An 18,693-nucleotide genomic window follows, 5' to 3' on the forward strand; every position below is an offset into this window, starting at 1 on the left:
GTGCCCGGAGCTCCCGCGATGTGCGAATCGCGCCACCCACGCTAACGGCACACCGGACCGGCTGAACAGAGGGCCGGGCCTTTTACGCGATGATCGGAACGTGACGGCACCCGAGGACAACCACCCCCACGCCCACGGGCACTCCCACGCGCACGCCCACCACCACGGCCCCGCCGCGCCGGTCTCGGCCCACCTGCGGCGGGTGATAGCGGCGGTGCTCATCCCGTTCGCGGTCGTGATGGTGGCCGGCCTGGTGGTGCTGTGGCCCGGCGGCGCGCCGGAGCAGGACGAGCACACCGGCGTCGGCTTCGACCAGCAGCACGAACGCGCCCGCGTGACCGAGGTCACCGAGGTCCCGTGCGAGGACGTCGGCGTGCAGGTCCCCCAGGGCGTCGAGGGCGCCTGCCAGCGGGCGACCGTCGAGGTGACGTCGGGACCGGACACCGGGCGCGTCTTCGAGGAGATCGTGCCCCCGGACGCCACCCAGCGGTACGAGTCCGGCCAGGGGGTGATCGTGGCCTACGCGCCGGACGCGCCGGAGGAGTTGCAGTACAGCGTCACGGACGTGGAACGGAAGGCCCCGATGCTGCTGCTGGCCGGGATCTTCGCGCTCGCGGTCGTCGCGGTCGGGCGGCTGCGCGGGCTGCTGGCGCTGGCCGGGCTGGTGGTGAGCTTCGTCGTGCTGACGCTGTTCATCCTCCCGGCCATCCTGCACGGCTCGAACCCGCTGCTGGTGGCGGTGATCGGCGGCAGCGTGATCATGCTGGTCACGCTCTACCTGTGCCACGGCGTCAACGCCCGCACGTCGGTCGCCGTGCTCGGCACGCTGGTGTCGCTGCTGCTGATCGGCGTGCTGGGCTCGCTGTTCATGGACTGGGCGCACCTGACGGGCAACACCGACGACCAGACCGGCCTGGTGCACAGCCTCTACCCCGGCATCGAGATCCAGGGCCTGCTGCTCGCAGGGATCCTCATCGGGTCCCTGGGCGTGCTGGACGATGTGACGGTGACCCAGACGTCCGCCGTCTGGGAGCTGAAGCAGGCCGAGCCGGGCGCGAGCTGGCGGCGGCTGTACCGGGCCGGGATGCGCATCGGCCGCGACCACATCGCCTCGGTGGTGAACACGCTGGTGCTGGCCTACGCGGGCGCCGCCCTCCCCCTGCTCCTGCTGTTCACGATCGCACAGAGCAGCGTCGGGACCGTCGCGTTCAGCGAGCTGGTGGCGGAGGAGATCGTCAGGACGCTGGTGGGCTCGGTGGGCCTGGTGGCGTCCGTGCCGGTGACCACCGTGCTCGCGGCACTGGTGGTGAACGCGGACCGGCACCCGGCCCCGGGCGCGGGAGGGGCCGCTACCAGCCGCCACCGGAGGAGGGCGAGGAAGAGGTGACCTTGCGGACCAGGTAGATCAGCCCGGCCACCACGGCGACGCCGAGCAGGACCCGGAACACCACGGCGACCAGCCATGCCACCACGCCGGCCAGCAGGACGCCGAAGACGACGAGCGCGGCGGCGGGGAGGGCGACCCACCGCAGCCACCACGGCAGGGTCATGAACGCCTTCTTCATCGCCACGGCTCCCTCTCCCGCCCCCGGTTGTCCAGTGCCCCGCACTGCTGTCGATGCCGTCGATGCTAAGCGCGCCGGACCCGCGCCGGGAGGGCGGACGGCCCCGGTCCTCCCCTGACCGTCCCCTGAGCGCGACCCTGAGAAGGGGCCCGGGAAGGTCACCCCTCGGGCGGCGAGAAGACCACCATGACCCGCAGGTCCTCGGCGATGTGGTGGAACCTGGCCGGCGTCCCGGCCGGCACGTAGACCACGCTGCCGCGCGCCACGGTGGTCGTCTCGGCGCCGACCGTCATCGACGCCCGGCCGCTGACGACGAAGTGGAGCGTGTCCTGCGGGTGCGGGCGCTGCGTGTCCTGCTGCCCGGCACCCAGCGCGTAGAGCCCCGCCGAAAGGTTGCGTTCGCGAAGAAAACGGAGGTAGGCGCCGTCGTTCGCGATCCGCTCCGCCTCCAGCAGGTCCAGCCGGAACTCCTTCATCGCGCCCAGTCCCCTTGCGCCCGTGCGGCCATCTGAAACGATCTCTCTATGACAAGCATCCTGTTCCGGTTCGTCGCCAACGCCGTGGCGCTGGCAGCCGCCGTCTGGCTGGTGGGCGGCATCGCCCTCGGCGACGACGACGCCGGCGACGGCGGCAAGACCGCCACCCTGCTCGTCGTCGCGCTGATCTTCGGCGCGGTGAATCTGATCGTCAAGCCTCTCGTGACGTTCCTGACCCTGCCGCTGGTCATCCTGTCCCTCGGTCTGTTCACGCTGGTGATCAACGCCCTGATGCTGATGCTGACCGACGCGCTCGCGGGCGACCGCTTCGAGGTCGACGGCTTCTGGCCGGCCCTGCTGGGCGGCCTGATCATCTCCATCGTGTCGTGGGCGGTCAACATGGTGCTGGACAGTGACTGACCGCCGCGCCGCACGGCGGGCCGACACCGGGCGGGGCCGATGACCGGGGACGGGACCCGCGCGGTGCGGGCCGGGCTGCCGGAGGCGGAGCCCTACGGGCCGCCCATGCCGGGGCCGGTGCTCGCCTCCCACTTCCACCTTCCGGGCGACCCGGCCGTCGCCCCCTACGGCTACGGCCGGGAGGGCAACCCGACCTGGACCGGTCTGGAGCGGGCCATCGCCGAGCTGGAGTCCCCCGGCCAGGAGGCGCATGCCGTCGTCTTCCCGTCCGGCATGGCCGCCACCTCCGCCGTCCTCACCGGGCTGCTGCGGCCGGGCGAGACCGCCGTGCTGCCGTCCGACGGCTATCAGCTCCTGGCCCGCGTGCGCGACCGGCTGGCGGAGTCCGGCGTCCACGTCCGCACGGCCCCCACCGACGACGACGCCCAGCTCGCCGCCCTCGCCGCCGACGACCGGGACGGTTCCAGGCCCGGTGCGCCGAGGCTGCTGTGGCTGGAGACCCCCGCCAACCCCGGTCTCGACGTCTGCGACATCCGCCGCCTGGCCGACGCCGCCCACGGCCGCGGCACGCTCGTCGCCGTGGACAACACGCTGGCCACCCCGCTCGGGCAGCGCCCGCTCGACCTGGGCGCCGACCTGTCCGTGGCCAGCGGCAGCAAGGCCCTCAACGGCCACGGCGACGTGCTGCTCGGCTACGTCGTCACCCGCGACGCGGAGCTGGCCGCCGTGATCCGGCGGTGGCGCACCACCACCGGCGCGATCCTCGGCCCGATGGAGGCGTGGCTCGCCCACCGGGGGCTCGCCACGATCCACCTGCGGGTGGAGCGCCAGCGGACGAACGCGCTGGCCGTCGCCGCCGCGCTCCGCGAGGCGCCCGACGTGACGGGGCTGCGGCACCCGGGGCTGCCCGACGACCCCGGGCATGCCGTGGCCGCGCGCCAGATGCGGTCGTTCGGCTGCGTCGTCTCGTTCGTCCTGCCGGACCGGGAGCACGCCGAACGGTTCCTCGCGGCGCTGCGCCTGGTGGACGACGCGACGAGTTTCGGCGGCGTCCGCTCGACGGCCGAACGGCGCGGCCGGTGGGGCGGTGACGCGGTGCCCGAGGGCTTCGTCCGGCTCGCGGTCGGGGTGGAGGACCCGGAGGATCTCGTCGCCGACGTACGGCGGGCCCTGGCGGCGGCGCGGACGGAGGTTTCACCGGGGACGCGCGGGGCCACATGACTGGCATGACCCCAGCACAACCCGTGGTCAAGCGCACCGCGCGCGCCATCCTCCTCGACGAGGCGGACCGTCTCGTCGTCATCAAGCGGACCAAGCCGGGCCGCCCGCCGTACTGGATCACGCCGGGCGGCGGTGTCGAGCCGACGGACGCCACCGTGCTGGACGCCCTGCACCGCGAGGTGTTCGAGGAGCTGGGCGCCGAGATCACCGACGTGGTCCCGGCGTTCGTGGACACCGTGCCGTGCACCCAGGACGACGGGGACGGCCTGCCGCCCGGCCTGAAGGTGCAGCATTTCTTCGTCTGCCGGCTCGTCTCCATGGACCTGTCGCTGCGGCACGGGCCCGAGGTGGAGGCGCCGCGCGGCACGTACGAGATCGTGCGGCTGCCGTTCACGCCCGAGGGGCTGGCCTCGGTCGATGTCGTGCCGTCCTCGCTCAGCCGCTACCTGGCGGCGAACGTCCCCGGCATCCGCGCCCTGCTCGCCCGCGACTTCGCCTGACGCCGCACGGCCCCCGCGCCTCGGCCTCAGCCTCAGCCGAACCAGCCGCCCGACGACCCGCCGGCCCCCGCGCCCCGGCGTCGCGCCAGTTCCAGCGCGCGCCGCGCCTCCTCGCGCCACGCCTCCGCGTCCGGTGGCCGGGGCGCCCGCTCCTGGGCCGCGCCCGGGGCGGCGGCGGGCACGGACCGGCCGTGCAGCTCGCGGGTGCGGCGCACCTGGGCCTCGCGGGCGGCGCCGAAGAAGTCGCCGCCCTTGCGCTTGTGGTCGTCGGTGCCCCAGTCGCGGGCGGTGCCCCGGGCGGCCTTGACCAACCGCGGGATGTGCTTGGCGCAGTGGATGTACGCCTCCTCCACCTCGATCCGCACCCACAGCCCGGCGGCGCGGCCGGGCGCGGTGTCCCGGGGCAGTCCGGGGTGGGCGGCGCGGAGTTCGGCGTCGGGGACGATGGCGGCGCGGCCGTTGATGTGCAGGCCGATCCGGGCCCGGTCGAAGTCCATCAGGAGCAGGCCGGCCCACGGGTTCTCGGTGATGTTGCCCAGCGAGGCGTGCACCCCGTTGCCCCGGTACTCGGGGTAGGCGACGGCCTTCGGTCCCAGCACGTGCAGGAAGCCGGGCGGGCCGGCCCGGAAGCTGTTGTCGCACGCGCCGTGGCGGTCGGCGGTGGCCAGGAAGAACATCTCCTGCCGGGCGACGAAGTCCCGCATGCGCTCGTTGAGATGGTCCAGGACCTGCTCGTCGTAGAAGCGGTCCGCGCGCTCCTCGGTGCCCAGCCGCCGCTGGAGGGCGTGCTCCCCGTCGCTGCCGGGACGGCGCTCCGCGTCCGTCCGCGTGGTCCCGCCCGTGCGTGAACTACCCATGCCTGACATGCCGTTGCTTCACTTCGCGCTTTCCGTGTGTCCCGTGCCCGCCTCGCCCGGGAAGTCGTGCCGTATCCGGTCCTCCGGGATGCCCGAGGACACCAGGGCCTCGACGCCCTTGCGGATCATCGGCGGTGGCCCGGACAGATAGCCGTCGAACTCCGGCCAGGGGCCGAACTTCCGCACCGCGTCCGGAAGTTGCCCGGAATAGCCGCGCGTCGCGTACTCGGCGACGACCGGGCGCACCGCGAGCCACGGGTGCCGGCGTTCCAGGTCCTGGAGGTGGTCCAGGTCGTACAGTTCGGCGTCGCGGTTGGCGCCGAAGAACACCTCGACCCGCCGCCGCCCGCCGTACTCGGCGGCCTCCTCGACCAGCGCCCTGATCGGCGCGATGCCGGTGCCGCCCCCGACGCAGAGCACGCCGTGCCCCGAGGAGTGGTCCAGGGTCATCGAACCGCCGGGCGGGCCGAGCCGCAGCACATCGCCGACCCGGGCGCGGTGCACCAGCGCCCGTGAGACCCAGCCCGCGGGCACGGCCTTGACGTGGAACGACAGCAGCCCGTCCGGGCGCGGACAGGACGCGAACGAGAAGCACCGCCACTCGCGCGGCCACCACGGCGTCTCCAGCGTGGTGTACTGCCCGGCCCGGAACGGATACGGCTGGTCGGGGCGGACGGTGACCACGGCGACGTCGCTGGTGCGGCGCTCGTGTCCGACGATCTCGGCGTGCCACCAGGGCGGCGAGCGCAATTCGGCCTCGGCCGCGGCGTCGATCATGATCTGGGAGATCAGCGTGTACGCCCGCACCCACGCCGCCTCGGCGTCGGCGCCCCAGGAGGCGGGGGCGTAACGTTCCAGCGCGGCCATCAGGCACTCGCCGACGGTCGGATAGTGCTCGGGCCGGGTGCCGTATTTCCGGTGTCCCCGGCCGAGTTCGCACAGATAGTCCGTCAACGCGGCGCGGTCGTCGATGCGTTCGGCGGCGGTGAGAAGTGCCCTGAAGATCCGGTCGCGTTGGCCGGTCATGGCGACCGGGAACATGTCGCGCACTCCCGGGTCACGGACGAAGAGCAGCGCGTAGAAGTACGCGGTGGCCTCGTCCGCGAGCGGCCGGATCTCCGCGAGTGTGCGCCGGATCACCATCGCGTCGGGCGATGGCGCGTTCTCCCTGTTTCCCTTGCCGTGTGCGGCCATGGTGGCACCGTCGCCGGCCGGTATCGCGGTCATGCCCCTGCCTCGCCTCGATCAGCTCCCGGTCGCACAGCGTGTCAGCATGCTCACCCCGGGCGGGTGGTCAACCGGGAAACCCGCCGTCGAGCCCCGCGCCACCCATAAAATGAACGGCTTCGCGCCGCCCGGGCGCGTAATCGACCCTACCGTTATACGGCTGAGACACAAGCCCCCTCCTGGAACGTGAGGTTCGCGCGTTTTCCCCTGTTTCCTAGACTGCCGGTTATGGATATCACTCTGCGGCAGGCGATTTCCGCGGACGTCCCCGAGATCGTCGCCATGCTGGCGGACGACATCCTCGGCGCGCGGCGCGAGAATCCCGCCGAACTCGACCCTTATCTGGCGGCGTTCGAGCGCATCGACGCCGATCCGAATCAGCTTCTGCTCGTCGGTGAGCGCGCGGGCCGCGTGGTGGGAACTTTGCAGCTCAGCATTCTGCACGGCCTGTCCCGGCGCGGTTCGTCCCGCGCGCTGATCGAGGCGGTCCGGGTGGCGGCGCCGGAACGCGGCGCCGGGCTGGGCGGCGAGCTGATCCGGCAGGCGGTCGAGGAGGCGCGGCGGCGCGGCTGCGTCCTGGTGCAGCTCACCTCCGACGCGGCCAGGACCGACGCGCACCGCTTCTACGAACGGCTGGGTTTCCGGGCGACGCACGTCGGTTTCAAGCTGGCGCTGTGACCGGATTCACGTCCCCTTTTTCCCCGGCGAGCGGTGGAAAAGGGGTCGCCCGGGGGTGGCCGGTCGGTCACGCTTGAGGCCGTGACCCCGACGCCCGCACCGCCCGTCCGCCGCCTCACCCTCGCCGACCTCCCCGCCTGCCTCGACCTGGCCGCCGATCGCGGCTGGCCGCCCGAGGAGCACAAGTGGCGGCTGCTGCTGTCCGCCGGACAGGGCTACGGCCTCGACGCCCCGCCCGGTGACGGCGGCGGCCTCATCGCCTCCGCCGTCGTCACCTCGTACGCGGGCACCTGCCACTGCGTGAGCATGGTGCTGGGGGCCGCCCGCCACGCGGGACGCGGCCTGGGCCGCCTGCTGATGCGGCATGTCGTCGCGGAGTGCGCCCCGGCCACCACGTTCCTCACCGCGACCGACAACGGACGGCCGCTGTACGAGCAGCTCGGGTTCAAGGCGGTGGGCGCCGTCACCCTGCTGCGGGGCCGCTTCACCGGCGACGTGCCCGGCGCCGGGACCGACGCGGCGGTCCGCCCGGCGACGGCCGCCGACCTGCCGGACGTCCTCGCCCTCGACCGGCCCGTCTTCGGCGCCGACCGGACCGGACTCCTCGCGCGGCTGCCGTCGTTCGCCGACCAGTTCCTGGTGGCCAGGGCACCGGACGGCCGCCTGGCCGGCTACGCGGCGGCCTGGCCCAACCTCACGACCACCGTCGTCGGCCCGGTCTGCGCCGACGACACCGCCACCGCGCAGGCGCTGATCGCCCGCCTCGGCTCCAACGCCCCGCTGCCGCTGCGCTTCGACGCCGACGACCGCCACCCGGACCTGGCCGCGTGGCTGCGGGCCAACGGGCTCACCGGCACCAGCCGGTTCACCCTGATGGTGCTCAACGCGCCCGACATCCCCGGCGACTTCACGCGCCGCTTCGCGCCGTACTCGGTGGCCCTGGGCTGAGCCGTGCCGCGCCCTACCAGACCGGGCGCAGCGGGGGCGGCGGGGCGCCGCCGGGTTCGCGGGCGGCGGCGGCGAGGCCCGCGCGCCGCCGGCCGGGGTCGGCGCGGCCCGCGGGCCGCGCGGTCAGTTCGTTCTCCAGGCCGTGCAACAGGTCCCCGGCCACGGCGAGATGGCGGTGGGCGGCCTCGGTGAGGACGACGAGCTTGCGGCGGCCACCGGCGGGGTGGGGCTCGCGCCGTACGTAGCCGCGCCGTTCGAGGTCGTCCACGATCTGACCGGCGGCCTGTTTGGTGACGCCGAGGCGCCGCGCCAGTTCGCTGCCGGTGGCGCCGGCCGGGCGCAGCGCCTGGAAGGCGAGGCCGTGGACGGGCCGCAGGTCACCGTAACCGGCGTCCGCGAGGCGGCCGTTGAATTCGCCGAGCAGGAGCTGGAAGGCCAGTCCGAGAAGGAACAGCAGCTCCAGCTTTTCCAGTTCGGCCGTGGCGGGTGGTGTGGGGGCTTCCTGGTGCACGGGTCCATGGTGACACACGCGGGTCAAGGTGCTTTACTCGTCCCCGTCCGGATGAGTAAAGCACCTTGACCCACGTCGGCTCGCCGCCACCCACCGAGGGGACCACCGCCATGCACGTCCACACGCCCACCGCCGCCGACGTCTCGACCACCCCGAACGCCGTGATGACCAGCCTGGCCACGCCCCGCCGGGGCACCGCCGAGATCAGCGCCTGGACCGTCCGCATGGAACCCGGCGCCGCCGGGCCGCGCCACGCCATGGACCGCGAGCAGATCTGGCTGCCGCTCTCCGGCGCCATCACCGTCACCACCGACGACGGCGTCCGCGAGGTCGGCCCTGGTCAGGCGGCCGTCCTGCCCGCCGGTGAGGTCCGGCGCATCGCCACCTCGGGCGACGCGCCCGCCGAGATCGTCGTCTGCATGGCCAACGGCGGCCGGGTCACCGTCGCCGACACGGGCGAGATCAGGACCGCTCCCTGGACGGAGTGACGGCCACCGGTCCGGCGGGCGTGTGCGCGGCGACGACCGCGCCCGCTCCCGCCCGCCGCGACCCGCCGGTCCGCTCCATCCGCGCGGCGAACAGGGCCAGCAGCAGCGCACCGGCCGCCATCGCCGCGCCCACCAGGTTCGGCAGGGTCGGGCCGCCCCCGGCGGCGAGCACCAGCCCGCCCAGCCAGGCCGCTATCGCGTTGCCCAGGTTGAACACCCCGATGTTCACCGCCGACGCCAGCGTCGGCGCGTCGGACGCGTGGTCCAGGATCCGCTTCTGCAACGGCGGCACGGTCGCGAACCCGAAGGCGCCGATCAGGGGCAGGGTCACCGCCGCCCCGACCCTGTCGTGCGCGGTGACGGTGAAGACCGCCAGCGCCACCGCCAGCGCGCCCAGCGACGCGTAGAGCATCGGCATCGGCGCCCGGTCCGCGTACCGGCCGCCGACCAGATTGCCGACGACCAGCCCGACGCCGAACAGGACCAGCAGCCAGGTGACGCTGCCCTCCGCGTAGCCGGCGGCCTCGGTCATCATCGGCGCGATGTAGGTGATCGCGGCGAAGACGCCGCCGAAGCCCAGCACCGTCATCGCCATGGCGAGCAGCACCTGCGCGTCGCGGAACGCCGCCAGCTCCCGCCGCAGCCCCCCGGACGCTTTCGAGCCGGGCGCGGCGTCCCCGACGCCGTAGGGCACCAGCACGGCCACGCCGATCAGCGCGACGACGCCGACGACGGTGATCGCGGCGAACGTCAGCCGCCAGCTCACCTGCTGGGCCAGCAGGGTCCCGGCGGGCACGCCGACCACGTTGGACACGGTCAGCCCGGTGAACATCAGCGCGATGGCCCCGGCCCGGCGCTCCGGCGCGACCAGGGTGGCCGCCACCACCGAGCCGATCCCGAAGAACGCGCCGTGCGCGAGCGAGGCGATCACCCGCCCGGCGAGCAGGACGCCGAAGGCGGGCGCGACGGCGGAGACCGCGTTGCCCGCGATGAACAGCGCCATCATCAGCATCAGCATGCGCTTGCGGGGCACCCTGGCCCCGGCGATGGCCAGGACCGGGGCGCCGACCATGACGCCGAGCGCGTAGCCGGAGGCGGTCAGGCCGGCGGTCGGGACCGAGACGCCGAACTCGGCGGAGACCTCCGGCAGCAGGCCCGTGACGACGAATTCCGTGGTGCCGATCCCGAAGGCTCCGATGGCCAGGGCCAAGAGCGCGAGTGGCATGAGCCGACCCTCCCAGGTCTGTGCAGGCAAGCATTACCAGCTCAGACAATAATTGCAGACGCGCTATATACGCAAGCGCGGTCTGTTGCGTTGCTGCGTTAGACTCGGCGGAGGCACGGCAAGGGAGGAAGAGGCCGATGACACGTCCGGATCCGGGCCTCGCCCAGGGCTGGTGCGCCCTGTCCGCGCTGCACGACCGCATCGAGGCGCACATCGAGCGCGCGCTCCAGGCCGGTCACGGGCTGAGCGTGCGGGAGTTCTCCGTACTGGACGTCCTCAGCCAGCAGCACGACGGCGACGGCGGCCACTTCCGGATGACCGAGCTGGCCGACGCGGTGGTCCTGAGTCCGAGCGCCACCACCCGCCTGGTGAACCGCCTGGAGGACCGCGGCCTCCTCACCCGCTACCTCTGCCCGACCGACCGGCGCGGCATCTACACGAACGTGACCGAGGCCGGGCGCGTCCTCCTCGAAGAGGCCCGCCCGACGAACGACGCGGCCCTGCGCGAAGCCCTGACCGAAGCCGAACGCCGCCCGCCCCTCGCCCCCCTGGTGGCGGCGGTCCGCACACTGCACTACGAGTCGACGAGCCGGCCCGCCGGCCGGTGACGGGCGGGCGGCGCCCCTACAGGTGGGTGGGCAGCCGGCATACGCTATTTCTGCCTGTATCGTGGGCTCGGATATGTGTGTAAGAGAGAGGTACAGGTGGGTGGGGGGTGGTGTGCCGGGGGTCCATTCTCCGCGTTCGTGGGCTTGCCTGAGTTGTTCCGCCCTGCGGTGGTCGGCTTCGGTGTAGAGGGCTTCGCCGCCGAGGCAGACCGGCAGGGCTTTGCCTCCCCCGGTGTAGAGGGCGGAGGTGACGGCGTATTTGGTGATGCCTTCGGCGTGCATGATGTCGGGCAGTTCGGCCCAGCGCATCGGGGCGGCCGGGGTGAGGGCGCCGGGTTCGGCGTATCCGCCGGCGAGGACGTAGGTGAGGGTTTCGGGCTGGTGGGTTTGGGGGTTGCGGGGGGTCTGGTCGAGGGCGACGGCCCGCATCACGGTCCTGCGCAGTCCGGTCTGCTCGGCGAGGAGTTGTGCTCCTCGTTCGAGGATCAGTTGGCCTTCGTGGACGAGGCCGCCGGGCAGGTCCCAGTCCGGTGCCCCGGGGGGGCGTAGTTGCAGTACGCCGTACTGGTCGCCTCCTGCCAGGACGAGGATGCTGACCTTCACGGTGCGGGTCGTGCTCATTGGTCGTTCACCTTTCCTTGTCCGTCCTGGGGGATGACCAGGACGGGGCGTCGTCCGGGGGGTCGCATGGTGGTGCCGGCTTCGAGCAGGAGGGTGTGCACGTTCTGCGGGCGCCGTCCGTGCCGCCGGGCCAGTTCGCTGAGGGAGGCGCCGTTGTCGTATCCGGTGCGCAGCAGGTCCGCGACGCGGGCCCGCCATCCCGTCCGCCGCCGCAGCGGCAGGCATGTCCGTCCCGTCCCGGGGTCCAGTCCCTGCCCGGTCAGCATCACGGCGACCTCGGCGGGGTCGATTCTCAGGAAGTGGCCGATCTCGTAGGGGGTCACCCCGCAGCGGAACATCCCCGCCGCCTTCCTGCTCACCTCGTCCGCTTCCGGCATGCGCCTTCTTGCCTTGTCGTGGGGTGGGTGGTCTGTTCGCGGACGACGGCCGCCGCGTAGATGAGCGCGTCACACGCCGCGCACCGCTTCCCCTCCGGGGTCACGGCCAGCTCGCCGCTGTGCGTACACGGGCCGTTGTCGTGCTCTGGCGGTTCCGGGCTTTGCTCCACGTTTCCTCATTTCTCATTCCTCACTTCCAGGGGCCGATTTCCCGGATGAGGAATATGAGGCAGCGGCATCCGCGCAGTTCCGGCAGCAGGCGGGGCATTACTCCGCCTCCTTCGCACCGCACGCGCACGTGATGTGCCGGGGCTCGGTGTCCCACTCACGCCCGTCACGCCGGAGGAACACCTGCACCTCCTGCCGCCCGTCCCGCTCCCACACCAGAACGTCCGTCAGGACACCCGAGCTGCCGGTCGCCATGTCGGTCACCTCGTGACCCCGGTGACACATCACCGGATCACTCACCCCTGAGAGCAGCTTCACCCGCTCAACCACCCCGATAACCGGACTCACCGCTCGCCCCCAACAGTGGAGCCGCGCCGTGCGGGAAACACATCAACCAGTGCGTTGGATGTCCGCTTCAGGTTCTGTGACATCGCCTATCCCAGCTCGTCAGGTGCTTACTTCTGCTCCGAGGATCGGGTCGCGCTGAGGCATTGCACGACCCTGTTCCCTTGGGATGGTTGGCCGTGCATACTCGCAAGAAGTCCCGGGCAAACAGGGAGTTCGCAGGTAAGGCGTGCGGAGTATGCCTCCGAACGCTAGAGCGATGCGCCACACGGTCGTAGCATGAAAGCACGGCCCAATGCGACCGAGGAGGCCAGCCGTTGGCTACTGGCAAGCACTACCGCAGCCGTCGCGCCGCTGTTGCCGCGCGCGCTGCTCAGCTTCACGCGAACGGCTGGAGTTGGGGTGACGTCGCCGCGTCCATCCAGCGCGAGCAGCGGGTGAACGCTCGGGTCGCCATGCGTCTGGCGCGTGGATGGAGTCAGCAAGCCGTGGCCGACCTATGGAATGAGCGGTTCCCTCATGCCTGCGGTGAGCGACCTCTTACAGCTAAGAAGCTGTCGTACTGGGAGACTTGGCCGCAGTCCGGCCACGAGCCCACGCTGACGACGCTCAGCCGATTGGCTCAACTCTATGGGTGCACCACCAAGGACCTTGTAGACGCCGATGTGCCGCCCTCTGCCGAGGAAGCACAGCCGGTGGCAGGGAATGCAACCAGTGTGGTTGCCAATCCCGCGCTTACTGATTCACATATGGCGTCATCGGCTGTTCTCTCTGCTGCGGCAACCAGGGATTTGGCGCGGCAGGTCGAGACCATAAGCCTGAATGACCTTGCCCAGGAAGTGCTTACGTGGATAAGGCTGGGGTACCTGGATATGAACCGTCGTGACCTGCTCCAAAAAGTAAGTACTGCGCTCACTGTGGCCGCCGCCGCACCACTGTTTGACATGGTTGAGGCGGATGGCCGTGACCGTTGGGTCCCGGCAGTCCGGGATCATCCGCGCCGTGTTGACGCCACGATGGTCTCCGAAGCCGAGCAGGCGTTGTTGCAATACCGAAAACAGGGTGACGTACTCGGCTCACAAGTCGCCTTGCAATCGGCTCTGGCGCAACGCGAATTCATCGCCGGGTTTCTGGCTGATGCCCCAAGCGCGCTCAAGCCACGCCTGTTGTCTGTCTATGCCGAGCTGAGCCAGACGGTCGGTTGGCAACTCTTCGACCTGGGAGACTACCGGGCGGCGCAGTATTACTACGACGACGCGAGGACTGCGGCCCACGATGCCGAAAATGTCGAACTCGTCTCGTACGTGCTGTGCACCATGAGCCAGATGGCCACGTGGCAAGGAAAGCCCCGCGTCGGAATCGACCATGCCGTAGCGGCTCGTTCCTGGGCTGAAGAGACAGGGAGCTGGGCAGCACGGGCGTATGCGGCTGATGTGGCCGCCCGAGCCTATGCCGCCAACGGGGACGGGTCCAAGACACAGCGTGCCCTCGATGACGAACGCGCCGCTTACGCCAGGATCCATGACGCCGCTCAACCGCTGTCATCATGGTGGTATTTCTACGACGAATCGTTCTACTGGTCTATCCGCGCCGAATGCGGCTTGCGGCTTGGCAACCCTGATGACGCGCTCTATGCCATCGAAACAGCCGTGCCGCTGTCCGACCCCACGAACTTGCACGACTACGCGCATGTCCTGGTGAAACAGTCGTCGGCGCATATCCTGCAAGGGGATATCGACCGCGCCAGCGAGATTGCGGGCTCGGCCGCCAAAATCACAGCCGTTACCCGGTCGCCCCGAACTATCGGCCGCGTGAGGGAATTGCGCGCCACCCTTTCTCCATGGCAGCAAACACGCGCCGTTCGAAACCTCGATGACGTGCTACGTGGTTATGGAGTCTAAAGGTTAGCGAGTCCTGCCCCTACGTCACCGAGGCCGTGGATGTCCTCACGGCATCATCGACGTGCTGAGCGGCACGACCATTCCCTACTGGGATGCGGCGGCACAACCCGCAGCACCGGCGATAGTTGTGAGTGAGCTGGACGACCTGAGACGGGCGACGGAAGCTGGGACTCGGACGGCTCCGAAGTCGTCCGAGTCCCCGGCGATGATCACAGCTATCGCCGGTGAGGGTGGGTAGGTATCCAGAGCTTGTTCAGCCGTGCCCACAATCGGGGGAACGCGTATCGATGATCAGGGAAGTTGATCTCAGCACCGCCCAATGGGCCAAGAGTGACTTGAGCAGTGGTGGCGCCAACTGCCTGGAGGTCGCCTTCGTTGGTGACGTTGTGGCACTGCGCGACTCGAAGGACGTTGGCCGCCCGGAGGCCGCGGTCCTGCTCCTCTCCATAGAGGACTACAGGGCGTTCACCGGGGGGATCCGGCAGGGACAGTCGAACCTTCTTGCCCCTTAGTCTGCGTCCCCTGTTGGGCGGCCATCCGCCTCGGGGTGGAGGACCGCACTGTCTCTGAATCTCAGGAAGGCTGGTTTCATGGGAAAGAGTGGGAAGACGCCGGTCGGCAGGTCGTTTGACTGGCGTACGAGCAGCTACACCGCCGGGAGCGGCCAATGCGTCGAGGTCGCCTCCGGTGGGTCCATAGTGCTCGTGCGCGACACCAAGGACCGAGGCCGGGCGTACACCCGTACGTCGGCTGAGGCGTGGATGGCGTTCTTGCCCGTGCTCAAGGCAGGCAAGTTCTAGCGCCGTTGGGCCGTGGTTGACGGAGCCCCCTGCGTTCGGTGAATTCCAGGGGGCGTTGCCACACAGAGATCAACTGGCTGTGGCCAGGAGCTTAGCGAGACGCTCGGCTGGGGTTTCCCAGCCGAGCGTTTTGCATGGCCGGCTGTTCAGCTCGGCTGCGACGGCCGCCACGGCCTGGGGGGTGAGCGGCCAGGCCGGTACCGGCAGAGCATTACTCGCCTCCTTCGCGCCACACGCGCGGGCGACGTGCTGCGGCTCGGTGTCCCGGAGGAACACCTGCACCTGCCGCCGCTGCTCCTCCCGCTCCCACACCAGAACGTCCGTCATCACGCCCGTGCGGCCGGTCGCTCGTTCAGGTGGTCCACGCCCCCGGACCGACGCACATCGGTCGCGGGAGTTCTTGTCTCATCTGCCATGCCTCGCAACCGAGTGATCGCGCGGAAGGTGACGCCGCTTGACTACTGCTGGAGGCATCAACGCCTCAACTCCCAGAGGTTCACGATGCGTGACTTCGCCGATCTTGCACGCAGGGCACTGCGGGACAGCGGTTACTCGATGAAGGCTGCCGCTCGCGCGTTGAACTACGACCCGGCTCATCTTTCGCGAGTGCTCAACGGCAAGCAGAAGCCGTCCGCGAAGCTGGCCTCGTCGCTCGACTCACTCGTCGGTGCGGATGGCGCGTTGGCGGCGGCAGTTTCCGAAGAACCCGCGGTGGTCGGCCCGTTGGCCATGGGCGAGACGGCCGACGACGAGTTTCACGCGTGGGAACTCACGCGCCGGATTCAGGCCACCGATGTGGGATCGGAGACGCTGGATCGTCTGGAGAACGCCTTCGACGAATTGGCCACCGCCTATCCGGTCGCGTCACCACAACAACTCCTGCGCCAAGTCCGGCTGCATCTGTCGTATGTGACCCGGCTTGTGGACGGCAAGAAGACTCTGGGGGAGCATCGGCGCCTCCTGGCCGTCGGCGGATGGCTGAGCCTCTTCGCAGCGACGCTTCATATCGACCTGAAGCAGGGAAAGCCCGCCGCGGCGTGTCTCCACACCGCGACCTCCTTGGCCCGGGAGGCGGGAGAGCCGGAGATCGAGGCATGGTGCTTCGAGACCGAGGCATGGCGGGGCCTGACGGCGGGTGATTACCGGCGCTCCGTCGAACTCTCCCGCGCCGCACAGGATCTCGCGCCTTCCGGAAGTTCGGCGCTCGTTCAGTCCACGGCACAAGAAGGCCGGGCGCTCGCCCGTCCCGGGCAGTCCAGGGAAACGTACTCGGCCATCGACAAGGTGCAGGAACTGGCGTCGAGACTGACTCTCTCGGGCAGTCCGGGACACCATTACCGCTACGACCCGGCGAAGTTCCTCGCGTACGCCACGACCACCCTGGCCTGGCTGGGCGATGTGGCGGCGGAACCATACGCACGGGAGCTGATCGCGCGGCTCGGGCCCAGCAACGACGTCACGGAATGGCCGCGCCGTGTCGCCTCGGCCACCATCGATCTGGCGCTGGTTCTGATGAAGAACGGCCGGATGGACGAGGCATGCGACGCGGCACAGAAGGCCATACTGAGTGGCCGGGTCGTTCCGTCGAATCACTGGCGCGCTCTGGAAATCGTCCAGGAGGCCGAGACCCGCAAGCTACCCGAGGCATCGGACCTTCGAAGCGCCTACCAAGGAATTTTCGAGATGTGAGGCGCGGTGCCGGGCCCTCACCGGGGCGGAGGGTCTCGCTGTTTCCGGGTACGTTACGGCCAGCGTTGAAGGGAGTGCTGTGAGTGAGCTGGACGACCTGAGTCGGGTCGATGGGAGCTGGGTGTGGCAGCGGCTGGACGACGGGCAGTTGCGCGAGTTCGCGGAGGATTTCCGGTTCGCCTTGAAGGGGGTCCGCCTGACCTACGAGGTGGAGCCGCTGGCGGAGGTGGTCAGGACCTGGTGGACGGTCGTGGGAGGGCCGACCGACGCGGCGGACGCCGACCGGTGGCGGTCGCTCCAGGACGCGACGATCACCCGGCGTCCGCACCCGCCGCAACAGGACTTCACACGGTGGGTGGACCGCACCGGCCCGGCCATCCGGGCCGCGCTCCCCGACAGCGCGCGCACCGACTTCGAGCGCGCCTTCGGAGACGCCTTGTGGGCATGCGAACAGTACTGGGACCACCGGCACCTCCTGCGAGTGCTGCACGACTGGTGGCCGGTGGCGCACCAGACGGCCAATCCCGAGCAGATGGAGAAGGACCTGGCCACCGCCCGGCGGGTCCAGGCCGGTGACACCGGCATGATGATCCCCCGAGCGCGGACATCATGACGGCGTGTACACGCTACGGCTCGTGGACCGAGCCGAACGCCGGTCGGCGCCCCTTCCGGAGATCCGCGCGAGGCCGTCGACGAGCTTCTGGGCGAGTCGAAGAAGGATCCTCGGAAGAAAGCCCAGCGCGGCAGCAACGACACCTGGTGGCGCGACTTCGAGGGCGGCCAGGTGCTCTACATGATCACCGACCGATACGCGCGGGTGACGCAGCGAACTGCGGGATTTCCTAACGCTCAATATGAGTGTTAGAACTCCTGGGCGAGGGCTCGTCGTCCACACCCGCCGCGCCGTACTCAATCTGGGCATGCTGCTACGGGACAGCAACGTCGCACGTCAGGCACGGTTTTACTCCTCAACACAGAGGAAGCCGGGCGCCTGGCACCCCCCACGCCCCCTGTGGACAACTTCATCCACAGCCTTGCGGGCGCTGACCTGACAGGCATCCCGCCATGGCGAAACGGCCCGAAACCGCAAGGCGAAGTTGCGGCTTCGGGCCGCGCGCATCTTAGCGATCAGAAGGCGAGCGGTCCGGACACCGCACAAGGTTTCCCGGCCTGGGTGGTCGGCCGATTCGTTCACGATTCCGGTGCTGTCTTCGACTCGATCGCGTCGGCGTCGTCACCGACGATCGGGGAGCCGCACGTCGAGGCCGGGGCAGCAGTGGTGGCGCCAACCGCCCGGCTGGCGCGTTGCCGTGGCGGTGCGGGAGGCCACGTGGGCAGGGAAAACGCAACTTCGACAGGGCCCGCCGAGGCGGCTACCTTCGCCTGGTCCTCGGCGATCGCCCACGGTCGCACAGCCACCCGCGAACGGGATGAGTAGGGCACGCCCACGCATCCTCACGCCCACCGGGCAGCACCGAGCAGGGAGAGACGCATGACCCACCTCGCGCTGTACACATTCGGCGTCCTGAAGTCACCTCTCGCCGATCCCGCGCCTCTCACGCGCGAGTTCCACGACCGCGGCGAGGTCGTCTACCGGAAGATCGGCCGGCGGCCCGGGTACCTGGCTCGTGCCGAACCGGCGGACGGCCACCGGGGCACACTGTTCGACGCGGACTGGGGCGCCTGGGGAGAGTTCGCCGTGCCGGCCTGGTACGACAAGGGCCGTACGGTGGAAACCACCGCCCTGGCCGCGACCCTCTCCCTCTGGACCGGCCTGCGCCCCGCCTCCGACGCCATCTACACCGGGCCGCACCGTGAGGCGCTGAACAGGCGTTACGACTGGTTCGTAAGGACAGGGCACCCGAGTCACGTGTGCTGGTGGGTCCCCGAGGGCGTGATACCCACCTGGCGGGACGGTGTTTCCAGGCTGGAACACCTCCACGACCACGGCCCCGCGCCGCGCGGCTTCACCTTTCACCACTCGTTCGCCCCGGAGGGAACTCCGACGAGGATCGACGGCGGCCCCTCGGCCCGGTGACCGATTCGTTCAAGACTCCGGGGGTGTGCG

At 70.4% G+C, this 18,693-nt stretch carries 23 protein-coding genes; 15 read left to right on the plus strand and 8 right to left on the minus strand.

Annotated elements, in window-relative coordinates; all coding sequences use genetic code 11:
* Positions 1-100 precede the first annotated feature (100 nt).
* Positions 101-1,387, plus strand: coding sequence for a YibE/F family protein (locus BN2279_RS15555; protein ID WP_059010005.1), 1,287 nt, complete (start codon positions 101-103; stop codon positions 1,385-1,387).
* Here the strand turns inward: BN2279_RS15555 and BN2279_RS15560 are convergent.
* Both BN2279_RS15560 and BN2279_RS15565 read right to left on the minus strand, forming a co-directional pair.
* Complete coding sequence (locus tag BN2279_RS15560; RefSeq protein WP_059010007.1) at positions 1,350-1,565, minus strand: DUF5326 family protein; 216 nt, start codon at positions 1,563-1,565, stop codon at positions 1,350-1,352. The genes BN2279_RS15555 and BN2279_RS15560 overlap by 38 nt on opposite strands.
* Before the next feature lie 158 nt (positions 1,566-1,723).
* On the minus strand, positions 1,724-2,041 hold the full coding sequence (locus BN2279_RS15565) for a cupin domain-containing protein (RefSeq protein WP_059010009.1): 318 nt from the start codon (positions 2,039-2,041) through the stop codon (positions 1,724-1,726).
* A gap of 48 nt (positions 2,042-2,089) precedes the next feature.
* Between BN2279_RS15565 and BN2279_RS15570 the strand changes: the two genes are divergently transcribed.
* The 3 genes from BN2279_RS15570 to BN2279_RS15580 are packed head-to-tail and all read left to right on the plus strand — an operon-like array spanning position 2,090 to position 4,182.
* Positions 2,090-2,461, plus strand: a complete 372-nt coding sequence (locus BN2279_RS15570) for a phage holin family protein (RefSeq protein ID WP_059010011.1) — start codon at positions 2,090-2,092, stop codon at positions 2,459-2,461.
* A 39-nt stretch (positions 2,462-2,500) separates the two neighbouring features.
* Positions 2,501-3,682 carry a cystathionine gamma-lyase gene (locus BN2279_RS15575; RefSeq protein ID WP_059010012.1) on the plus strand — a complete coding sequence of 394 codons (1,182 nt, stop codon included), beginning with the start codon at positions 2,501-2,503 and terminating at the stop codon, positions 3,680-3,682.
* A gap of 5 nt (positions 3,683-3,687) precedes the next feature.
* Positions 3,688-4,182 carry an NUDIX domain-containing protein gene (locus BN2279_RS15580; RefSeq protein ID WP_059010014.1) on the plus strand — a complete coding sequence of 165 codons (495 nt, stop codon included), beginning with the start codon at positions 3,688-3,690 and terminating at the stop codon, positions 4,180-4,182.
* Positions 4,183-4,214: 32 nt separating this feature from the next.
* Here the strand turns inward: BN2279_RS15580 and BN2279_RS15585 are convergent, their stop codons facing one another.
* Both BN2279_RS15585 and BN2279_RS15590 read right to left on the minus strand, forming a co-directional pair.
* On the minus strand, positions 4,215-5,039 hold the full coding sequence (locus BN2279_RS15585) for a pyridoxamine 5'-phosphate oxidase family protein (protein ID WP_059010015.1): 825 nt from the start codon (positions 5,037-5,039) through the stop codon (positions 4,215-4,217).
* 18 nt (positions 5,040-5,057) lie between these two features.
* Positions 5,058-6,266, minus strand: coding sequence for a globin domain-containing protein (locus tag BN2279_RS15590; protein WP_059010017.1), 1,209 nt, complete (start codon positions 6,264-6,266; stop codon positions 5,058-5,060).
* Positions 6,267-6,494: 228 nt separating this feature from the next.
* Here BN2279_RS15590 and BN2279_RS15595 point away from each other — a divergent pair, with 228 nt between their 5' ends.
* Both BN2279_RS15595 and BN2279_RS15600 read left to right on the plus strand, forming a co-directional pair.
* Complete coding sequence (locus BN2279_RS15595) at positions 6,495-6,944, plus strand: GNAT family N-acetyltransferase (protein ID WP_059010019.1); 450 nt, start codon at positions 6,495-6,497, stop codon at positions 6,942-6,944.
* An 81-nt stretch (positions 6,945-7,025) separates the two neighbouring features.
* Positions 7,026-7,892: a GNAT family N-acetyltransferase gene (locus BN2279_RS15600; RefSeq protein ID WP_059010020.1), complete on the plus strand. Its 867-nt coding sequence runs from the start codon at positions 7,026-7,028 to the stop codon at positions 7,890-7,892.
* Between the two features lie 13 nt (positions 7,893-7,905).
* On the opposite strand, the gene BN2279_RS15605 is transcribed toward BN2279_RS15600, so the two are convergent.
* Positions 7,906-8,403 (minus strand): MarR family winged helix-turn-helix transcriptional regulator, encoded by a 498-nt coding sequence (locus tag BN2279_RS15605; RefSeq protein WP_234347880.1) that lies wholly within the window; start codon positions 8,401-8,403, stop codon positions 7,906-7,908.
* A 65-nt stretch (positions 8,404-8,468) separates the two neighbouring features.
* Between BN2279_RS15605 and BN2279_RS15610 the strand changes: the two genes are divergently transcribed.
* Entirely contained in the window at positions 8,469-8,891 is a 423-nt protein-coding gene (locus BN2279_RS15610) for a cupin domain-containing protein (protein WP_234347881.1), read from the plus strand.
* Here BN2279_RS15610 and BN2279_RS15615 read toward each other — a convergent pair.
* Positions 8,866-10,116, minus strand: a complete 1,251-nt coding sequence (locus tag BN2279_RS15615) for an MFS transporter (protein WP_059010022.1) — start codon at positions 10,114-10,116, stop codon at positions 8,866-8,868. The two genes, BN2279_RS15610 and BN2279_RS15615, sit on opposite strands and share 26 nt — an antisense overlap.
* Before the next feature lie 137 nt (positions 10,117-10,253).
* Here BN2279_RS15615 and BN2279_RS15620 point away from each other — a divergent pair, with 137 nt between their 5' ends.
* Positions 10,254-10,724, plus strand: a complete 471-nt coding sequence (locus BN2279_RS15620) for a MarR family winged helix-turn-helix transcriptional regulator (RefSeq protein WP_059010025.1) — start codon at positions 10,254-10,256, stop codon at positions 10,722-10,724.
* A 381-nt stretch (positions 10,725-11,105) separates the two neighbouring features.
* Complete coding sequence (locus BN2279_RS29380) at positions 11,106-11,273, plus strand: hypothetical protein (protein WP_159037228.1); 168 nt, start codon at positions 11,106-11,108, stop codon at positions 11,271-11,273.
* Positions 11,274-11,341: 68 nt separating this feature from the next.
* Here BN2279_RS29380 and BN2279_RS29920 read toward each other — a convergent pair whose 3' ends face one another.
* Positions 11,342-11,722 (minus strand): helix-turn-helix domain-containing protein, encoded by a 381-nt coding sequence (locus BN2279_RS29920; RefSeq protein ID WP_199827733.1) that lies wholly within the window; start codon positions 11,720-11,722, stop codon positions 11,342-11,344.
* Positions 11,723-11,989: 267 nt separating this feature from the next.
* A complete protein-coding gene (locus BN2279_RS15635; RefSeq protein ID WP_159037229.1) occupies positions 11,990-12,145 on the minus strand; it encodes a hypothetical protein in 156 nt (51 codons plus the stop codon).
* Between the two features lie 407 nt (positions 12,146-12,552).
* Here BN2279_RS15635 and BN2279_RS15640 point away from each other — a divergent pair, with 407 nt between their 5' ends.
* The 6 genes from BN2279_RS15640 (at position 12,553) to BN2279_RS15670 (ending at position 18,663) form a co-directional block, all read left to right on the plus strand.
* Positions 12,553-14,136 carry a helix-turn-helix domain-containing protein gene (locus BN2279_RS15640; protein ID WP_159037230.1) on the plus strand — a complete coding sequence of 528 codons (1,584 nt, stop codon included), beginning with the start codon at positions 12,553-12,555 and terminating at the stop codon, positions 14,134-14,136.
* Between the two features lie 287 nt (positions 14,137-14,423).
* On the plus strand, positions 14,424-14,648 hold the full coding sequence (locus BN2279_RS15645) for a DUF397 domain-containing protein (RefSeq protein WP_059010037.1): 225 nt from the start codon (positions 14,424-14,426) through the stop codon (positions 14,646-14,648).
* 78 nt (positions 14,649-14,726) lie between these two features.
* Entirely contained in the window at positions 14,727-14,936 is a 210-nt protein-coding gene (locus BN2279_RS15650; RefSeq protein ID WP_059010040.1) for a DUF397 domain-containing protein, read from the plus strand.
* 501 nt (positions 14,937-15,437) lie between these two features.
* A complete protein-coding gene (locus BN2279_RS15660) occupies positions 15,438-16,625 on the plus strand; it encodes an NsdA family TPR-like regulatory protein (protein ID WP_059010877.1) in 1,188 nt (395 codons plus the stop codon).
* A gap of 79 nt (positions 16,626-16,704) precedes the next feature.
* Entirely contained in the window at positions 16,705-17,238 is a 534-nt protein-coding gene (locus tag BN2279_RS15665) for a DUF6247 family protein (protein ID WP_059010045.1), read from the plus strand.
* 879 nt (positions 17,239-18,117) lie between these two features.
* A complete protein-coding gene (locus BN2279_RS15670) occupies positions 18,118-18,663 on the plus strand; it encodes a DUF3291 domain-containing protein (RefSeq protein WP_059010046.1) in 546 nt (181 codons plus the stop codon).
* Positions 18,664-18,693: the final 30 nt, after the last annotated feature.

The sequence above is a fragment of the Streptomyces specialis genome (assembly GCF_001493375.1).
Taxonomy (GTDB): Bacteria; Actinomycetota; Actinomycetes; order Streptomycetales; family Streptomycetaceae; genus Streptomyces; species Streptomyces specialis.

Bases quoted from the DNA above. Each gene is read 5' to 3' on its own strand.
- BN2279_RS15560 (WP_059010007.1), bottom strand. From the start codon at position 1,565: ATGAAGAAGGCGTTCATGACCCTGCCGTGGTGGCTGCGGTGGGTCGCC.
- BN2279_RS15565 (WP_059010009.1), bottom strand. From the start codon at position 2,041: ATGAAGGAGTTCCGGCTGGACCTGCTGGAGGCGGAGCGGATCGCGAAC.
- BN2279_RS15570 (WP_059010011.1), top strand. From the start codon at position 2,090: ATGACAAGCATCCTGTTCCGGTTCGTCGCCAACGCCGTGGCGCTGGCA.
- BN2279_RS15575 (WP_059010012.1), top strand. From the start codon at position 2,501: ATGACCGGGGACGGGACCCGCGCGGTGCGGGCCGGGCTGCCGGAGGCG.
- BN2279_RS15580 (WP_059010014.1), top strand. From the start codon at position 3,688: ATGACCCCAGCACAACCCGTGGTCAAGCGCACCGCGCGCGCCATCCTC.
- BN2279_RS15585 (WP_059010015.1), bottom strand. From the start codon at position 5,039: ATGGGTAGTTCACGCACGGGCGGGACCACGCGGACGGACGCGGAGCGC.
- BN2279_RS15590 (WP_059010017.1), bottom strand. From the start codon at position 6,266: ATGACCGCGATACCGGCCGGCGACGGTGCCACCATGGCCGCACACGGC.
- BN2279_RS15595 (WP_059010019.1), top strand. From the start codon at position 6,495: ATGGATATCACTCTGCGGCAGGCGATTTCCGCGGACGTCCCCGAGATC.
- BN2279_RS15615 (WP_059010022.1), bottom strand. From the start codon at position 10,116: ATGCCACTCGCGCTCTTGGCCCTGGCCATCGGAGCCTTCGGGATCGGC.
- BN2279_RS15620 (WP_059010025.1), top strand. From the start codon at position 10,254: ATGACACGTCCGGATCCGGGCCTCGCCCAGGGCTGGTGCGCCCTGTCC.
- BN2279_RS29920 (WP_199827733.1), bottom strand. From the start codon at position 11,722: ATGCCGGAAGCGGACGAGGTGAGCAGGAAGGCGGCGGGGATGTTCCGC.
- BN2279_RS15635 (WP_159037229.1), bottom strand. From the start codon at position 12,145: ATGGCGACCGGCAGCTCGGGTGTCCTGACGGACGTTCTGGTGTGGGAG.
- BN2279_RS15645 (WP_059010037.1), top strand. From the start codon at position 14,424: ATGATCAGGGAAGTTGATCTCAGCACCGCCCAATGGGCCAAGAGTGAC.
- BN2279_RS15650 (WP_059010040.1), top strand. From the start codon at position 14,727: ATGGGAAAGAGTGGGAAGACGCCGGTCGGCAGGTCGTTTGACTGGCGT.
- BN2279_RS15660 (WP_059010877.1), top strand. From the start codon at position 15,438: ATGCGTGACTTCGCCGATCTTGCACGCAGGGCACTGCGGGACAGCGGT.
- BN2279_RS15670 (WP_059010046.1), top strand. From the start codon at position 18,118: ATGACCCACCTCGCGCTGTACACATTCGGCGTCCTGAAGTCACCTCTC.